We start from the raw sequence: 15,798 nt of genomic DNA, 5'->3' as shown, positions 1-15,798 counted from the left end.
CCCCGAAGCTGGGCATTTTCTTCTTGACCATCTCTACGTGGCCCCCGCGCATCAAGGCCAGGGCATCGGTGCCGCAGCCCTTGCAGTCGTGTTCGCCGATGCAGATGCGCAAGGGATGTCCGTTCGGGTCGGCGCGTTGCGGGAGAGCGACTCGAATCGCTTCTATGCGCGACATGGTTTTGAGCTGGTCGAAGAGACCGAGTGGGACAACTACTATGTTCGGGCGCCGGCCATTGGGGCGAGGGATGGCGCCTCAAACGGCTGACGAGCGCGCCCGGCTCAAGGCAGAATGCGGCCAAAGCCCGAGAACGGCCATAACCAGCCGTTCGCTGACCAGGCCCAATTTGCCCGATAGCCGACGTTCGGCGACGATTGACTACACAACCTTAGAAGTACATGCGCTCCGTCTTCTCGACATTCGGCCGGAAACCGCCCTCGGAACAATCGAGGATGTCCACGGTCCACTCGACGTTGCTACTGCGGTTTTTCGAGCAGCGCCTAGCCCAAGCCGAGAAGTCGGCTGGATGTTCACGATGCTTGGGCACGGACCGGGAAGGTTACGAGTGTCGTTTTTGAGTTGACTTCGTGCCTCAAGGAAATCGGCACGATCGTTCGCCGCATCCAATGCGACGAACAACACGGGCCTACCGGAGGACTCGGACGCAGCCTCGAGCGAGCCGCTATGGGCGACTCGCCGCCGAAATGACGATCTCGACGCGACGGTTCTTCGCCTTGCCTTGTGGCGTGTCGTTGCTCGCCACGGGGCGCGCATCGCCGAAGCCCTGCGCCGAGATCGATCCCGACGGCACGCCCTTCGACGTGAGGTAGCGCACCACGTCATCCGCACGTGCTGACGAGAGTTCCAGATTGGAGGGGAATCGCGCCTTTAGCGACCCACTGATGGGCACATTGTCGGTGAAGCCCTGCACGATGATCTGCTGACCCGGCAGGTTTGAGAGCGTCGGCGCGATCTTGCCGAGTGTGTCTTCGCCTTTGGCATTGAGCGTCCACCCTCCTTCGGGGAACAAGATCTCGTTGACCATCGTCACCTTGAGTTGGTTCTGCAACTGCGTGATCTGCGCCTGATCGCTGCTCAGCTCGCCCGAGAGCTTGGTGTTGAGTGCCTGGTAGGTGTCGGCGGTCTTCACTTCGGCGTTGTAGGTCTGCTTGGTCACGCAACCTGCAGCGAGCACTGCGGCGCACAGCATGAGACAAATCTTCGCGTACTTCATGGTTCCTCCTCGTAATATGCGGATAGGTCCGCATGTTGCTGCATTCCTTGGGGGCCACCTCGACCTTGGGCAGTAAGTTAAGGTACCCGAGCACTTCAGTCAGTAGCCGCGCGCAGGGCCAATCTGCGGTGCGCGAACTGGCTTTGCCATGCCGAAGAAAATCACTACGCCCTGGCCACCGCAGAGAGTCGAGAGCGCCTCATCGGCTTTCGGGAAACAGCTGTCGATGTTCTGCCAGTTGTTCATCACCCAAACGTCACCCGAAGGCGAGATCGCCAGGTCGGTCTGCATCTGTAGTCCGCCCCCTACGTAGCCACCGGATGGAGAGATCTGATCGCCTGTTTTCATGCCCGGCGGGCAGTTCTCGGTCTTGACGCCGCAGAGCTGTACGATCGGGCTGCTAGCCATCGCGAAGTTCGAAATCCAGACATTGTCGTTGCCATCCACGACTGCGGCCCAGGGGCCGGGAAGGCCGCCACCCGTGAAGGGTGAGCCGGGAAATTGCGTGCCATCCGGCCGAAGAAGCGTGATGCTGCCGCCATCCGCTCCGCGCTGCTGGTACATGGTCCGGACAAGGAACTCGTCGTCGTAACTCGTGGCCATGATCTTCTGGAATTTCTCAAAGGCTACCTTTCCCCGATCGCTGTTGCCCAGCCGGTTCGTGACCCAGACATTTCCCTGACTGTCGATGTTGAGCCCGCTCCCGCTATAGCCCGTCTTGAATGTCTCCACTTTGCTTGGGTCAGTGGCAGGGAATCGGGTGACGAAGTCGCCAACGCCGTTCGAGACCCAAATCCTGTCCTGCTGATCGATGGCTAGGTGGAATGGCCCGAGGAACGACTTGCAAGGCTCCGCGGCGCGCCCCTCGCATACGATGCGGCCCCTGGCGAAATCGCCTTTAGGGAAGTACACAAGTTGATTCTTTGAGACGCCCAATACCCAAACGTCGCCGTTGGGCGCGACGACGATGCCCTGCATGAGCCCAAGCTGGCCGTTGAGCGTGATGCCTTCCGGCGGTGACAGTGGATTGCCGTTCTTGTCAAAAACCGCGATCGACTTGCCCCCGTAGCTGGAAAACCATGCGTTGTCCTTGGCATCGACCGCGGCACCGAAGGTACCGCCTTGCATCCCGCCGCCGACGAATCCGGTCGTGATTGGCGACAGTGGCTTGCCATTGGGAGAGAACTTGGTTGCGTTGCCTTGCCACAGCGTATCCAGCGCCTGCCAGCCCACCGTGAAGTTATCGCCAACCCACAAGTCGCCTTCGCTGTCGAACATCGCCTTGCCGCCTGCGCGGTAGCCCCCGCCATCAAATTTGAGCGGCAGCACCCAGGCGCTGGGCGAAAAGCTCAGGTACGGCACATACGGCACCGGGCGCATCGACTTCCCCTGCGGGATCGGATAGAACGTCTCAAGCAGCGCGAACGCCCGCCCGGGCTGGTACCACGAATTTTGGGCGAGATACTGGGCCGCAGTCAGCGTACTCGTCGGGACGCTTCCACTCGGAGAAGTGGACGCAGCAAAAAGCTTGTCGCAAGCATCTGCCGTCACCCGCGCCACGCAGCCCGCGAGCAAGTCGGCCAAGGTGGCAAAATTTGCCATCGTTGACGTCTGACCGCTGTTGAGCGGGTCCTGAATGGTCGCTCCCCACCCGCCGGTCGCCAGATTGACGAAGCTGGGCACGTTGCCCGCGGCGATTTTGAGGCCAAGCGGATTGCCGTTGATGGCGGTCCCGTCAACAAACTGCGCATGCGTCCACACCGACGCGACAGTTGTCATCTCGTTGATCGTAACGGCGGCCGGCATCTTCCGTCCGAGCACGGTCATCAGGGCGATGGCAGGATTGTTTCCCCCAGCCTTGTCGGCGCGTGCCTGACCGCCTTGGGCGACCAGGTATAGGCTGCTGTCAGTGCTCGGGCTAGCGGGAATGGTCATTGCGAAGCGGCCACCTGCGTTGGTCCTCGCCCGCGCCAGTTCCTTTGGGGCACCCCTCGTTGCAGCGTAGAGCGTTACCTCGGAGCTCGCAATCGGCGCCCCTGCGCCAAGCACTTGTCCCTTGACGCTGTCTGCTGTAGCGGCATGGGTGAACGACAACGCGCCGAACGCGACGAGCGGAGGGATCCACCCCGGAGCCCGCAAACTCCAATTACACACAGACGATGACGCACTCATATTGGCTCTCCTTAAGTTGAAAGTCAGATCTTTCTTCCCTGTAGCAAAGCGTCAATCAGACGGCTCGTTTCAAAGGGCTTTTGCAGAAAGTCAACGCAGCCAACGGCCAGTCCCTCAGCGCGCGTCGCCTCATCGTCGAAGGCCGACATGAACACAACGGGCAATCTCGAACCCATCGCCAACAGACGCCGGCGCAACTCAATTCCCGACATCCCCGGCAAGTGGACATCGAGTACCAGGCCGACCGCGCTATCAGCAACCCCACTTTGCAAGAACGCTTCGGCACTCGCGAATCCAACCGTTGCGTAGCCAAATGCCTGCAACAGGCGGTCGAGGGATTTCCGCATGGCGGAGTCATCCTCGACAATTGCAACCAGATCGACTGTTGTCGGCACGAATTTTTCGCCACACGTTCAAAGACAGATCCAAGAAACCGAGCGAGAAGCGTATTCACAAGGCTACTTTGTACGTGGTGAGCAAGCGAACGAATACTGTCCTTTGGTGCGGGGCCGCACCAAAGGACAGGTACGAGCCAGCAGGCCGATCTTCCAACCCTGTCCTAAAGGCCAGTAGTCAAGCAAGCGAGGAGCACCTAAGCTGAACCACCTCAAACCATCCAGGAGATCGCCGTGAAAGAAATGCTCGCGGTATTTATCATCGCCAGCTCTATATCTGCTGGCGTGCACGCCCAAGCCCCCGCGGGCGCCTCATCTGAGGGGCAGGTGATCACCAATAGCAAGTCGCAGGACCGTGCTCAGGCCAAAGACAACGCAAAGGTCCAGGGTCAAGTGAAGAAGGCCGGAGGCGACGAACTCACGTCGACCGAAAACGATGCAATTGGTACCGGGAAGGCGGCCACTGCGGGCCAAAATAAAATCAATGCCCGGGATGCGAAGCACCCAAACCGAGCACAATCAACGCAGGGCGGAACGCCTCAATGATCGGTTCGAGATAGTCAATCCCCGGGGAGATTCGGGCCCCCAAAAGCTCTGTCATCCAAGTAGGAGACGCTAGCGAATCGATGCCGGCCCGCGGGTAGTGTTGGGGCGGCCAACAACGCGGACGGTTGTCGAAACAGAAAGGGGCCGGGAGGTCGACCACGTCCGGTAGTCGGCTACAGCGCCGGTGCGCGCCTTATCTGGACTCGTGATTCCGACGATCCGGCTCTTCAAGCAGCCCAAGTCGCTCTGCGAGAGAAACCAACTCGGCGAGCGAATCAATCTGAAGCTTCTCCATGATGTTGTGGCGGTGCCACTTGACCGTTCGCTCGGTAATATCCATTTCCACGGCGGTTTGCTTGTTCATCTTGCCGCGAACAACCTTGGCGACTACCTTGCGCTCGGTTGGCGTCAGCGCTTCGAAGCGCGTGCGCAAACTATTGCCTTGAATGCGCCGCTCGTGCTCCACGCATTCGCGCGTGATCGCCTGCGAGATGGCGTTCAACAGGGCGTCCGTGTCAACGGGCTTGGTCAGAAAATTCTCCGCGCCTCCCTTCATGGCAAGGACGCTGGTCGGGATGTCGCCGTGGCCAGAAATGAAGATGATCGGGAGCATGCGCCCTAATTCGGAAAGGCGCTGCTGCAATTGCAGTCCCGTTAGCCCCGGCATGCGCATGTCGAGCAGAATGCAGCCGATTTCGCCAAGATCGTCTCTTTCGAGAAACGTTTCAGCAGACTCGTATAGCGATACACGATACCCAGCTGCCGACAAAAATCGCTGCACTGACTTGCGCCACGCAGCGTCGTCATCGATGACATGCACGACGTAATCCACGACCGTCATGCGTCCCTTTCAGCCGAGATCGGCAATGTGAAATGGAAGGCTGTTCCGCCTGTCGGCGGGTTCGTCGCTCTTATCCTCCCACCATGCGCCTCGACGATGGTGCGCGAGATCGAAAGCCCAAGTCCCATACCGCTCGCCTTCGATGTGACGAAGGGATCGAAGATGCGCGGGAGCATCTCTGGCGCAATGCCAGGCCCAGAATCGGCGACTGTCACCTCGGCTTCCTTGTCGCCAGCCCTCGCAGTCGTTATCACCAGCTCGCGAGCCGGCTCTGCCTGATCTTGCATGGCTTCCATCGCATTGATCGCCAGATTAAGGATGACCTGTTGGACCTGGACTCGGTCGGCCCAGACGCTCGGAAGGCCGGGTGCAAGCTTCGCCTTGAGTGACACTCCTCGGGTCGCCGCATCGGCTGACACCATTTGCATCGCGTCGCCCACGGCTTCGTTGAGGTCCACACCTCCCATTTCGATCTTCGCCTTGTTCAACATCTTGCGAATTCGAGCGACGACATCACTGGCACGCTTATCATCATGTTGAATGTCCTCGAGGATTTCTGCAATGTCTTCGAGCTTGGGTGGATCGGCCTTGATCAGCATCTTGGCCGCCCCCGCATTGTTGTAGATCGCCCCAAGTGGCTGATTGAGCTCGTGAGCGATCGAAGCAGCAAGCCCCCCCATAGCAACGCGGCGGTTCATGTGTGCCATTTCCGCCAATCGAGCTTGCGCCTCGCGCTCCGCGATGCGGCGGCGGCGGCGTTCGAAGAGCAAGCCGATGATCAGTCCTGCCTGCAGCAGGAATACGACGCTAGCGGCGATGACATCGTTGCGATGCGCCTCTAGAAGCGTTGGCTCGCGGAACCGCACGATAGCATCAGGCGGAATGGCCTTCTCGTCGATGCCCCACCGCTGAACTTGTCGCCAGTCGACGTTCAAGGCGGTTGGCATGGTTTCTGACGAGCGTAGTGAGGCGGGCGAGGCTCCTTCGAGCAGGGCCTTCACAGTTTGTCCCGCCCGCTGCCCCATCGCTTCGAAACTCGTCACGTAGCCGCCGACAGCGCCCGCACCTATGAAAGGGTTGAGAGGGCCGAACAGAGGCGCCGCTGACGCGGCGGACATGATCCCAACGGTCTCGACGGGAGTGAATACCTTCCCGTCTCCGTCCTCGAAGTAGCCCGGTGTGTACACCACGGCGTCGTCGCCGAGCGCGGCGAGCTGCTTGAGGAGGGCTTCCGTGGGCCCCGCGAGAAACTCCGGTTTCGCCCGAGTTGGAAAGCTTGGCAGTTCGCTGCGTAAGCGCGCTTCCCATAGTTGACCCCACTGGCTCCGGCCTGTTACCAATACCAACCGTGTCGCCTTGGGCCGGAGCCGAAACGCCAGGTCGATCGTGCGCACAACGTCGTACTCAACAGGCGTGCCGATGACGTCGTCAGGCAATGGCGGGCGCGATTGCAAGAAAGCTGTGGTAACACCCGCATGCACGACAGGCGCGCGGGCGAAAAGAAGCTCGCGATTCTCGAGAAGGAATTCAAGCGCACTGTCGCCACCGACGACGATGACATCGGGTGGGCGAGAGGCATACTTGTCGCGAAGGAAAGCAGCCACGGTACGATCGTAGGACTCCCCAGCGAACCGCGGCACGTCCAGAAATTCCACATACAGTTCGATGTGCCTATCCGGCGAGTTCTCAAGCGCCCTGTGGAGCCCACGCTCACCCTCGATATTTGCGGGCAACAGCCGAGACGCGCCAAACAAGAAGAGGACATTCCGTGTTTCACCGGCTGCAATGGCCGGCGTGGACACGGTGAACAATATTGCCGCAATGAAGCATGCGCTTGCCCACGGTGCAAGCATGTTTGCTAGCGGTCGCGCGATGGTATGGACCGCGCTCAAGAGGTCGCGATGAGCTACGCTGCTCACCTCCGAGCGGTGATGCGCAAGGCAAGATCTAGTCGACTGCGCCGACATTGACTTTGCCGGGAGAACGACCGTCCCGTTTGAGGTTCTGGTGATCGTGAACGCAGGCATTGGACTTCTTGATGGCCGATGCTAGGCACTGATTGGTCGGGACTGACGCTGCGTGTGCCGGCTCCGCAGGCACACCGATTTTGGCGGAAATAGCTTGATTCAACCATGGTGTGTCCGAATGGGCCGCACTTTGGTAAAGGTCATCGACACCTTGGAAAGCGAGCGCTGGTGAGGCTTTCCGGCTCGGGAGGGCTCTTGGCGCCCTCAGGCGACCAGGGCTGCCGCGTTTTTTGGCCCTCTCGAAAGTCTGATGAACCACAAATTTGCAGACCCTTCGGTCGCCAATTGATGCGCACCTTGTCGTCGCCGAGTGAGAGATTCGCCAGGGGCGCTTCCCCGCCTTCTGTGCCGCTCAACATCAGTGGACCAACATCAACGAGGTGAGCAAGGCGGTCAACGGTTGCCCAGCACCGACTCTTTCGAGACGACAGTCGGCATGCCGCGGGATCAAGCCAAGGCAGCGTCCGTGCCGGTGCAGCTCGACGCCACGCCCTCGCCAACAGCATCGGACATCCGCATCGAACTCAAGCGCGGCGCGACCACAGTGGTCGTGAACTGGCCTTCCAGTGCCGCAGCGGCGAGCGCTGCCTGGCTTCGCAACATCTTGCGTTGATCCGCGTCGGGTCGATCTGGATGGCGGTGCAACCGCTGGACATGCGCGCCGGCACGGAGGCTGCCTTGGCCCGCGTCGTGTTGGTGTTCGGCGCTGCACGCCCGCACCACGCCTACCTCTTCGCCAACCAGCGTGCAAACCGTATGAAGGTCCTCGTGCACGACGGCATCGGCGTGTGGTTGGCAGCAAGGCGGCTGAACAGCGGCAAGTTCGCCTGGCCCAAGAACATCGACGGGACGCTGACACTGAGCCGGCCGCAGTTCGACGCGCTGGTACTGGGACTGCCATGGCAGCTCGTCGGTGAGGCCGGTGTGATCACCACGCTGTAGCGCGTCCATTGCGGTATCTGCCAATGGACTGAGGTCGGGTGCATGGCACACGCGCGGCGCAAGTTCCATGAACTATGGGTCAACCATGGCAGCCCGGTCGGCGAACAGGCGCTGAAGTTCTTCGAGTGAGCGATGAAGCGCAGATTTTGCTGGATGGCCGACGCCACCCTCTCATTTGGACGCGCCGACGGAAGTCTGCTTCTGCCAAAGGCAGAACTTCCCGAGCGACCCGCCAATGCAAGCCCTTCGAACGGAACGACTGGTCCTTCGGCCCTGTCAGCCCACCTTGCGCGGGTCATTTTCAGGGGTCCTTGACCCCTTGGCACATTCGAAAAAAACGCGACCTGGCCCCATCTGTGAGGTCGACTCTCGGAGTGACGGCGACCGCGAACCCGAAGTTCGCGGCAGCCTCTCAATTGGTGAGTCGCAAAGCCAGCGCGAGCAATCCGCGCACCCCGTTCCCCTCGGTGCCTACCTCGACCAAGCGATGATTCGGGGCTTGGACCCCGTATCCACTGCCGGCCCTGCCATCGGCTCAGGGCGCCCGACGTGGCATCGATGGTGTAGGCCGACACAGCGACTAGGAGCGCCGGGTCGGGACAATGCACGGCTAGCCAATAGTGCATTGGCCAGATTGACGAATCAGAAGATGCGCAACGACGGATCGCGCACGTAGCGCAGATAGGGACGCACCTTGCGGAAGCCGCCCTGCTCCGCGAACATCTGTTCGGCTTCCTCGTCCGAGATGAAAGGCAGCACCACCGTGTCGTCGCCCGGGTGCCAGTTGGCGGGCGTCGCGACATGGTGCCGGGCCGACAGCTGCAGCGCATCGAGCACGCGCAGGATCTCGTCGAAGCTGCGACCGATGTGAGCCGGGTAGGTGATGATCAACTCGACCCGCTTGGCCGGCGAAATGATGAACACGCTGCGCACGGTCATGGTCTCGCCGAGTTGCGCGCCGTGGCGGAAGGTGGTCGGATCGAGCATGCCGAACAGCATCGCCACCCGGCGCTCTTTGTCCGCGATGATCGGGAAGTTGACGCTCGTGTGCTGGGTCTCGTTGATGTCGACGATCCAGCGTGAATGGTCCGCGGCGCTGTCGACGCTCAGGCCGATCACCTTGGCGTTGCGCGCGCGCCATTCGGGTGCGAGCTTGGCGGTGGCGCCGAACTCGGTGGTGCACACCGGCGTGAAGTCGGCCGGGTGCGAGAACAGCACGCACCAGCAGTCGCCGATGAAGGCGTGGAAATCAATCGGGCCCAGGCTGGTCTCGGCATGGAAGTCGGGGACGCTGTCGCCGATGCGGATGTAGCCCTGCTTCTTGAGCTGCTCCTGGGTCCGCGTGAAGACCTTGTCCGGTCCGATGTACTTGAATTCGAAGGCGCCGCTCGGCGCCTCGTCAACGTCGGGCAGCAGCGTCTGGTATTCGTGGTCGAGCAGCTTCACGGTGCGCCGCTTGACCGAGCCTGCGAAGACGAAGTCGCCGTCCGGGCCGCGCACCAGCGGCAGGTCGAAGCGGAACGAGCTGTTGTCGAGGAAGTCGTTCTCGGCCGAGGTGTTGGCGCGTTGCAGCGCCTTGTTGCGGTGGGGAAAGCGGCCGAAGCGCTGGATCACGGCCACGTGACGATGGAAGATTTCGTGGAAGGCGTTGAGCGGGTCGTCGGGCGCCASTTCAATCATCGCACGCCCCCATTCCTCCATGCACAGGTGCTGGTCGTCGAGCGCCTCGGAGTGGGTCAGCACCAGGCACAGGAAGACCCTTTCGACCGGGCGCAGCCGTTCGGCCACGCCTACGCGCAGGCCGCGCTTCACGAGGTCGCGGCAACGCGCATCGCAGTCGTACATCTGCGGGGTGTCGCGGTACATGTTGCGCGGGAACTGGTCAAGGATGATGACCAGCGCCACCAGCAGGCGCGGGTGGTCGACGTCGAGTGCCCAGTGGTCGTAGTGGCCTTTGGCAGCCAGCGCGACGTCGGCGCCGAAGCGGGTCCAGATCTCCTGGTCGGTCTGCTCGGACTTGCCGAACCACAGGTTGAGGCATTCCTCGATGTTCGGTCGCAGCATGTACTGCAACACCTGCTCGGCCTTGTCGATCTCGGCGGCCGCGATCTGGATGCCTTCGAGCTTCAGGAGCATGCGCAGTTCGCGCCGCAATGTCTCGGTGTCTGATTCCGACAAGGTCTCGCGTCCGTCGAGGCCCGCCAGGATCACCTGCAGGCTCTGCTGCATACGGCGGCCCAGCACCTCCGGCGGTTCCTCCGCGGAGAACAGGTCCATCAGCATGGACAACAGATCGGCCATTTGCGGGTCTCCTGGAGAAGGTCGAACAATCTACATCATTGGTGTCGATTTGTCCCTACGTCCTCCTGCGTCGAAGGCGTATCGACGTGTCTCTCGACGCCGGCACGCTCCCATCACCAGGCTCAGCGCCTGGTTCGCCGTCGCCACGCCCAGGGCGTTCGGGCGCCCGGTCGAGGTCTTCGCGCCGGGGCACGTTCGCGTCGTGCACGACCTCCCAAGCACGAGCCCCATTGGCGTAGCCACGGGCAAATGAAACCATAGAAGCTTCCTCCACGACAAACACCATCACGGCTGCCCCTTGAGAGAGCTGGCTGAGTACGGCCAGAACCCGTCATTCGCCGCCCGCGCTCAATTTGCCCGATAGCCGACCTTGAGCCGCCCCCTCCACATTTTTGATGAGATTTCATTCTCAGCAATGTGTAGCCCGGCCTGACCCAGCGGTCGCAACAGCTGCTGTGGCAGGATGCGGGCCAAGAGCCGACTGTCGGAGGACCAGGCAGAATCGGCGCCCCGCAACTCCTTGAGCCGCTATGACAGCCTGGACCATCATCGAAGCGCCACAGGAGGAAGTGAGGTCGGGCGAGCTCGGTCGGAAATTCGTCGGTTCAGGCTTGGTGATGAAGCTGCGTTGTTCCGTGTGTATTTCACGGCCATCCATGGGGTCGCATCCCGCGACTACTCGCCTGAGCAAGTCGAGGCATGGGCTCCGGCAGACCTTGACGTGGACCTGTGGGCAAATCATGTTCAAGGAATCCGACCCTTCGTCGTTGAGCTTGACAACGAGATCGTCGGCTATGGGGACGTTCAGCCGGACGGTTACGTCGACCATTTCTTTGATTTCCAGTCCTTCGGGGCGTGACCCTTGAGAATGCCTTGATGCGTAAGGAGTTTAAGCATGGCGCCTGAGCGCCGCATGTAGCGGCCGCATGACCGGCAGGATGCGGCCACTTGCGGACCGTCAGCGCTGCTGCAGAATTCGGCCGCCTCCATAGTTTTGTGGAGACTTCAGCCGCGGCGAGTGTGTGGCCAACTCGGATACACGTAGGCCCCCTCTTGCGCTTTATGACTGCCTCGACAAAATGGCGCGAAACAGTCAAACCAGGAACGAGGGCACCATGAAGCTGCGCGTGGCAACGTTCAATCTTGAGAATTTGTTTACTCGTCCGGCCGCCATGGACTCGGAGTCCGGGGTGGCAGGACAGGCAGCCATCAACCATGACGCCGAGCTGAATGCAATCATCCGCAAGGAGGTATACACCGATGCGGACAAGGCCCGTTTGCTCGAGCTAGACAAGACCTACAAGTTTTCCGCTTTGAACGCGCCTAAGAATGCCTTGGTGCAGCTGAACAAAGTTCGCGGGCAGTTGTTCGGTACGAGGGAAGGCGTAGTAAAGGTCGTAGCAAATGGCGCCGCTGACTGGACGGGGTGGTTTGAGCTACGACGTGACGACATCACCTGGGAGGCCACGCTCAATACGGCGAGGGTCATCTCCGAGGTGGATGCTGACATCCAGATTTGCGTAGAGGCCGAAAGCCGGCCGACGCTGAACAGATTCAACGACCAGATTCTCGGCGCCATTTTCAAGAAGCAGTACCCGCATGTCATGCTCTTGGACGGCAACGACGAACGAGGCATCGATGTCGGCATCATGAGTCGCTACCCGATAGGGGGAGTTCGCTCTCACGTGGATGACCGGAACGCCGGCGGGACGAAGACCTTCTCCCGAGATTGCCCCGAGTACGTCGTCCAGCTTCCGAATGCGAAGGACATCGTCATCATTCCCAATCATTTCAAGTCGAAGCGAGGAGGCGACGACGATGCCGCCCAAGCTCGCCGGCGCGCGCAAGCGGAGGGGGCATTCTCTATTGCCAAGAATGCCGTGGGGACCATCAGCCCCTACGTACTCGTCGGCGGCGACCTGAACGACACGCCGGATAGCGAGGCACTCAAGCCACTGTGGGTCGGCGAGTTCAAGGACGTTCAATCACACTCGTCGTACCCAACTGACCGACCTGGAACCTACGACACAGGCACCGCCGGCAACAAGATTGACTACCTCATCATGTCCAAGAAGTTGGCAACCGGGCTAAAAAATACCGGCATCGAGCGGCGAGGCTCATACCATCCGCATACGTGGGAGCCGTTTGATACCGTTGTAAGCAAGGCGACGGAAGCGTCGGACCACCACGCTGTTTGGGCCGACTTCGAAATCTGAACGTCCAGGGTGTGGCTCTGAAGAGTAGGCGTTGCCTGGAGCAGCGCTTCGCTACGCCAAGAAGCGGCCACAAGCAGACCCCCGAGGTCGATCTCCACCACAAGGCCGTTGTGGACAAATTGGCGGGTACAAATTTTCCGTTGATGGCCGGTGGCTGCGATGAGGCGCTCGCGTTCCTGGCGGACTTTTCCCGACACCTCTCTCTGGCCTTCCTGACGGGACACCTATCCAGATTCGAGTGGTTCCGTGAACCAGCGTCATCCGGCAGAACCCGGCCAACAGCAGTCGGTCGGCCGCACCACAGAATTCGCGGGATAGCGGACGTTCGCGGCGCGCGCACGATCCAGAAGCGACGCGATCGGTCTGATCGAGTTGGAATTCCACGCGGACGCGCGCGCCGGTCGTTGCCCAGTTGCCCATGGCTTCGCCCTGTAGGGCCGTGGCGCGCACTACGCACCTCGGGCGCTGCCTTCGAAAGAACTCGTGACGGGGATCTGGCTGAGGGGAGCCGATGTCGACGAGATGTTCATTGACTCCTCATCGCAGCCGGCGGAGTGGGGTCGAACGTCGCTATTCCGCCGTCATCAGGCTCTTGAGGTCGTTCATGTCTACGCGCCCGGAGTATGGCTGTGGCCGTGACGGCGATACCGAGGCCGCACCGCTTGCGCCGGCCGTGTCGCCCGCGGAACCCACGAGGTACATCTCGGGATCGACGGGCTTGCCCGAGCGTCGCACTTCGAAGTGAAGCATGGTCGTGCGCGCTTCGGAACGCCCCATTTCGGCGATTTGCTGCCCGGCGAGAACGACGTCGTTCTCCTGCACCAGGATCTGGTGGTTGTGCGCATACGCGGTGAGGTACTCGTCGTTGTGTTTGACGATGATCAGGTTGCCGTAGCCTCTGAGCTTCGACCCGGCATAGACGACACGACCCGGCGCAACGGCGACGACCGGCGATCCGTCCTCGCCCGCGATGTCGATGCCCCGGTTGCGATCGCCGTCGAAGCGGCCAACGATCGGACCCTGCGCAGGCCAGACCGCGGCGGTGAACGGTGCGCCCTGGCTCGCCGACGACGTTGAGGCGCGCGGAGGCGCGACGCACCCGCCAAGGCCGAAGACAACGAATGCGGCGGTGCTGGCCGCGCAGACGGTTCGAAGAAGCGGGGAGGGCGCTCCAATCGGGCGAAGGGTGGTGTCGATCATCTATTGTTCCTAACGACCGTTCGCCGCACGCAGGCGAAGCTCGAGTTGGGCGCGTGACGCTTCGAAGGTCGGCATCGTCGGTGAACGCATGTCGCGCACTTCGATGACGTGCCAACCGAAAGGCGACTGCACCGGCGCTTCGACCATGCCTGCCGGGCCCAGTTTGCGCATGGCGTCGGCAAATTCGTCGACGAAGTTGCCGCTGAGGTTCCAGCCGAGTTCGCCGCCTTTGTCGACGGAGCCTTCGTCGATGGACATGTCCTTGGCGACCTGTGCGAATGCTTCGCCGCTCCGGATGCGGGCCAGCGCGATGTCGGCCTGCGCACGCGCTTTCACGAGAACGTGCCGCACGTTGTATTCGAACTCACCCTGGTGGGCAGCCGACCAGCGTTCACCGATTCGGGCGTATTCGGCACGCAGTTCCGCCTCGGAATAGCGGCCGGTTTCGTTCGCATGCTGTGCCACGGCGAACGAGAAAGGTAAGGCCCAGGCCAACGCGCATGCGATCACGACAGCGCCGGTTGGCTTCATTTGAGCTCGCGGCAGTTGCCGAACTCGCAGCGCACCGCGAGCGCATCGCCGTTGGTGCACGGGATGGAGTAGGTTTCAAAGCCGGCGCCCTTCGCGACGAGGGCCGCACGCGGCTCGGCATTGCAGGACGTCGATCTGGCGAGGCGCTCGGCGTTGTAGGCATCCCTGCCGGTGCCCGTCGAAGGCGTGGAAGGCCGAGCTTGGTAACTCGTGCTGGCGGCCGTCGCCGGCGGCGTGACCGACATGGAAGCCGGTGTGGTCGTCACCGCTGTTGCCTGCGGTGCAGGCCTGCCGGATCGCTTGTACTCCGCCAGCGCCTGCGCGCCGCGTGTCGGAATCTCGCCGATCCATTGCGCGGGTCGCGCGAAGTTGAGGTTTTGCGCCGTGCCGGAGATCCCCGCGGTGGTAATGCCGATGAGCCGTCCTTGTTCGTCGAAGAGACCTCCGCCGCTGGACCCCGGCGAAATAGGGGCGCTCATCTGGATAAACTCGATCTCGCCGGCACTGTCGCGCCGCAGTGCCGAGACCAGTCCGTCGCTGAGCGACTGCTCGAGCCCCTGCGGCGCGCCGATCGCGTACACCTTCTGTCCGACGCGAAGAACCGAAGTGGGCGCGATCTGAATCGGGACCGCAGGCGAAGGCAGACCGTCGGTCTTGAGCTGACAGAGATCGCGCGCTGCATCCGGAAACTCCAGCTTCGCCTCCATCTCCCTGCGCTCTTGCCGCAATGTGATCGAGACGGCACCACGCAGCACGTGGCAGTTTGTGACGACGCGGCCGGCGGCGACGACCACGCCGCTACCGGTGGCCACCACGCGGCTATCGGCGCCCTTCGCAAGCACAACCCAGATGCTGGGCGATGCATCGCGAAAGATCTCCTCGGGCGTACTTGCCGTGGCGAGCGTCGGCAGCGCCGTCGTGAGGACTGCGGCAACCGCCAAGGCGCTGAAAGCGGGTCTCATGGGGTATCTCGTTCTATTGGGGAAGGAGCGGGCCGAGGTCTTTCATCTCGACGCGCCCGCCCGCGCCGCCCGACCACGGTACCGCCGAAGTCGAGTCCGAGGCTGGGATCGATGTCGCCATGGCGCGCCGGATGAGGTCTTCCGAGGCGATCGTGCGTTCGCGGCCCTGGGTGGCGATGAAGCTCTTCAACGAATCGAGCACCACGCTGGCCTTGRGTGAATACGCTGCGTCGGGCTCATCGAGCGACTTGAACATTGCGATCGTCGCGCTGCTGCGCCACGTCGTGATCTGGCCGCCGCCATAGCTCGGGATGTAGACGTAGCCGCCGCCTCCCTTCAGTTCGATGAGCTTCCCGTCCGCCGAGTCATCGCGAGCCATCCGTAGGGAAGACGCGTCATCGTCGGCAGCGCTTGTCTTGGCCTTGGGCAAGAC

Annotated in this window: 16 protein-coding genes and 2 pseudogenes; 7 read left to right on the top strand and 11 right to left on the bottom strand. The window is 61.8% G+C overall.

The features are described from left to right. The coding region (locus tag AC1D2O_RS36950; protein ID WP_478158862.1) for a GNAT family N-acetyltransferase at positions 1–265 on the top strand (265 nt) is incomplete at its 5' end. Positions 266–680: 415 nt separating this feature from the next. Here the strand turns inward: AC1D2O_RS36950 and AC1D2O_RS36945 are convergent. From AC1D2O_RS36945 to AC1D2O_RS36935, 3 genes are all read right to left on the bottom strand, one after another. Continuing rightward, a complete protein-coding gene (locus tag AC1D2O_RS36945; RefSeq protein WP_477650356.1) occupies positions 681–1,232 on the bottom strand; it encodes an OmpA/MotB family protein in 552 nt (183 codons plus the stop codon). Positions 1,233–1,331: 99 nt separating this feature from the next. Further along, positions 1,332–3,167: an NHL repeat-containing protein gene (locus AC1D2O_RS36940; protein ID WP_478158861.1), complete on the bottom strand. Its 1,836-nt coding sequence runs from the start codon at positions 3,165–3,167 to the stop codon at positions 1,332–1,334. Positions 3,168–3,427: 260 nt separating this feature from the next. Further along, entirely contained in the window at positions 3,428–3,799 is a 372-nt protein-coding gene (locus AC1D2O_RS36935) for a response regulator transcription factor (RefSeq protein WP_477650358.1), read from the bottom strand. Between the two features lie 243 nt (positions 3,800–4,042). Here AC1D2O_RS36935 and AC1D2O_RS36930 point away from each other — a divergent pair, with 243 nt between their 5' ends. Beyond that, on the top strand, positions 4,043–4,345 hold the full coding sequence (locus AC1D2O_RS36930; RefSeq protein WP_478158864.1) for a cell envelope biogenesis protein TolA: 303 nt from the start codon (positions 4,043–4,045) through the stop codon (positions 4,343–4,345). A gap of 193 nt (positions 4,346–4,538) precedes the next feature. Here AC1D2O_RS36930 and AC1D2O_RS36925 read toward each other — a convergent pair whose 3' ends face one another. Further along, on the bottom strand, positions 4,539–5,186 hold the full coding sequence (locus AC1D2O_RS36925) for a response regulator transcription factor (RefSeq protein ID WP_478158860.1): 648 nt from the start codon (positions 5,184–5,186) through the stop codon (positions 4,539–4,541). Then, positions 5,183–6,988 carry a sensor histidine kinase gene (locus tag AC1D2O_RS36920; RefSeq protein ID WP_478158859.1) on the bottom strand — a complete coding sequence of 602 codons (1,806 nt, stop codon included), beginning with the start codon at positions 6,986–6,988 and terminating at the stop codon, positions 5,183–5,185. The genes AC1D2O_RS36925 and AC1D2O_RS36920 overlap by 4 nt, the downstream gene beginning before the upstream one ends. A gap of 661 nt (positions 6,989–7,649) precedes the next feature. Between AC1D2O_RS36920 and AC1D2O_RS36915 the strand changes: the two genes are divergently transcribed. The 3 genes and pseudogenes from AC1D2O_RS36915 to AC1D2O_RS36905 form a co-directional block, all read left to right on the top strand. Continuing rightward, positions 7,650–7,826 carry a hypothetical protein gene (locus AC1D2O_RS36915; RefSeq protein ID WP_478158858.1) on the top strand — a complete coding sequence of 59 codons (177 nt, stop codon included), beginning with the start codon at positions 7,650–7,652 and terminating at the stop codon, positions 7,824–7,826. Continuing rightward, entirely contained in the window at positions 7,823–8,155 is a 333-nt protein-coding gene (gene tnpB, locus AC1D2O_RS36910) for an IS66 family insertion sequence element accessory protein TnpB (protein WP_478158857.1), read from the top strand. Before AC1D2O_RS36915 ends, tnpB begins: the two co-directional genes overlap by 4 nt. 21 nt (positions 8,156–8,176) lie before the next feature. Next, a pseudogene (locus AC1D2O_RS36905) lies at positions 8,177–8,269 on the top strand (IS66 family transposase); the annotation flags it as partial. Between the two features lie 528 nt (positions 8,270–8,797). Here AC1D2O_RS36905 and AC1D2O_RS36900 read toward each other — a convergent pair. Both AC1D2O_RS36900 and AC1D2O_RS36895 read right to left on the bottom strand, forming a co-directional pair. After that, positions 8,798–9,463 (bottom strand): peroxiredoxin, encoded by a 666-nt coding sequence (locus AC1D2O_RS36900; protein WP_478158863.1) that lies wholly within the window; start codon positions 9,461–9,463, stop codon positions 8,798–8,800. A gap of 231 nt (positions 9,464–9,694) precedes the next feature. Beyond that, a pseudogene (locus AC1D2O_RS36895) lies at positions 9,695–10,219 on the bottom strand (DUF924 family protein); the annotation flags it as partial. A gap of 757 nt (positions 10,220–10,976) precedes the next feature. Here AC1D2O_RS36895 and AC1D2O_RS36890 point away from each other — a divergent pair. Both AC1D2O_RS36890 and AC1D2O_RS36885 read left to right on the top strand, forming a co-directional pair. Continuing rightward, complete coding sequence (locus tag AC1D2O_RS36890) at positions 10,977–11,315, top strand: GNAT family protein (RefSeq protein WP_478092804.1); 339 nt, start codon at positions 10,977–10,979, stop codon at positions 11,313–11,315. A 256-nt stretch (positions 11,316–11,571) separates the two neighbouring features. Then, positions 11,572–12,672, top strand: a complete 1,101-nt coding sequence (locus AC1D2O_RS36885; RefSeq protein WP_478092802.1) for an endonuclease/exonuclease/phosphatase family protein — start codon at positions 11,572–11,574, stop codon at positions 12,670–12,672. Between the two features lie 570 nt (positions 12,673–13,242). On the opposite strand, the gene AC1D2O_RS36880 is transcribed toward AC1D2O_RS36885, so the two are convergent. From AC1D2O_RS36880 to AC1D2O_RS36865, 4 genes are all read right to left on the bottom strand, one after another. After that, positions 13,243–13,872: a murein hydrolase activator EnvC family protein gene (locus AC1D2O_RS36880; RefSeq protein ID WP_478092801.1), complete on the bottom strand. Its 630-nt coding sequence runs from the start codon at positions 13,870–13,872 to the stop codon at positions 13,243–13,245. A 9-nt stretch (positions 13,873–13,881) separates the two neighbouring features. Beyond that, positions 13,882–14,403, bottom strand: a complete 522-nt coding sequence (locus tag AC1D2O_RS36875) for a peptidylprolyl isomerase (protein WP_478092800.1) — start codon at positions 14,401–14,403, stop codon at positions 13,882–13,884. Continuing rightward, positions 14,400–15,365, bottom strand: coding sequence for a S1C family serine protease (locus AC1D2O_RS36870; RefSeq protein ID WP_478092798.1), 966 nt, complete (start codon positions 15,363–15,365; stop codon positions 14,400–14,402). Before AC1D2O_RS36870 ends, AC1D2O_RS36875 begins: the two co-directional genes overlap by 4 nt. Before the next feature lie 13 nt (positions 15,366–15,378). Then, on the bottom strand, positions 15,379–15,798 hold a 420-nt coding region (locus AC1D2O_RS36865; protein ID WP_478158856.1), incomplete at its 5' end, for a hypothetical protein.

The sequence above is a fragment of the Variovorax sp. P1_G12 genome (assembly GCF_056405555.1).
Note: the sequence above shows the minus strand (reverse complement) of the source record. Positions and strands in the feature narration are given on the sequence as shown.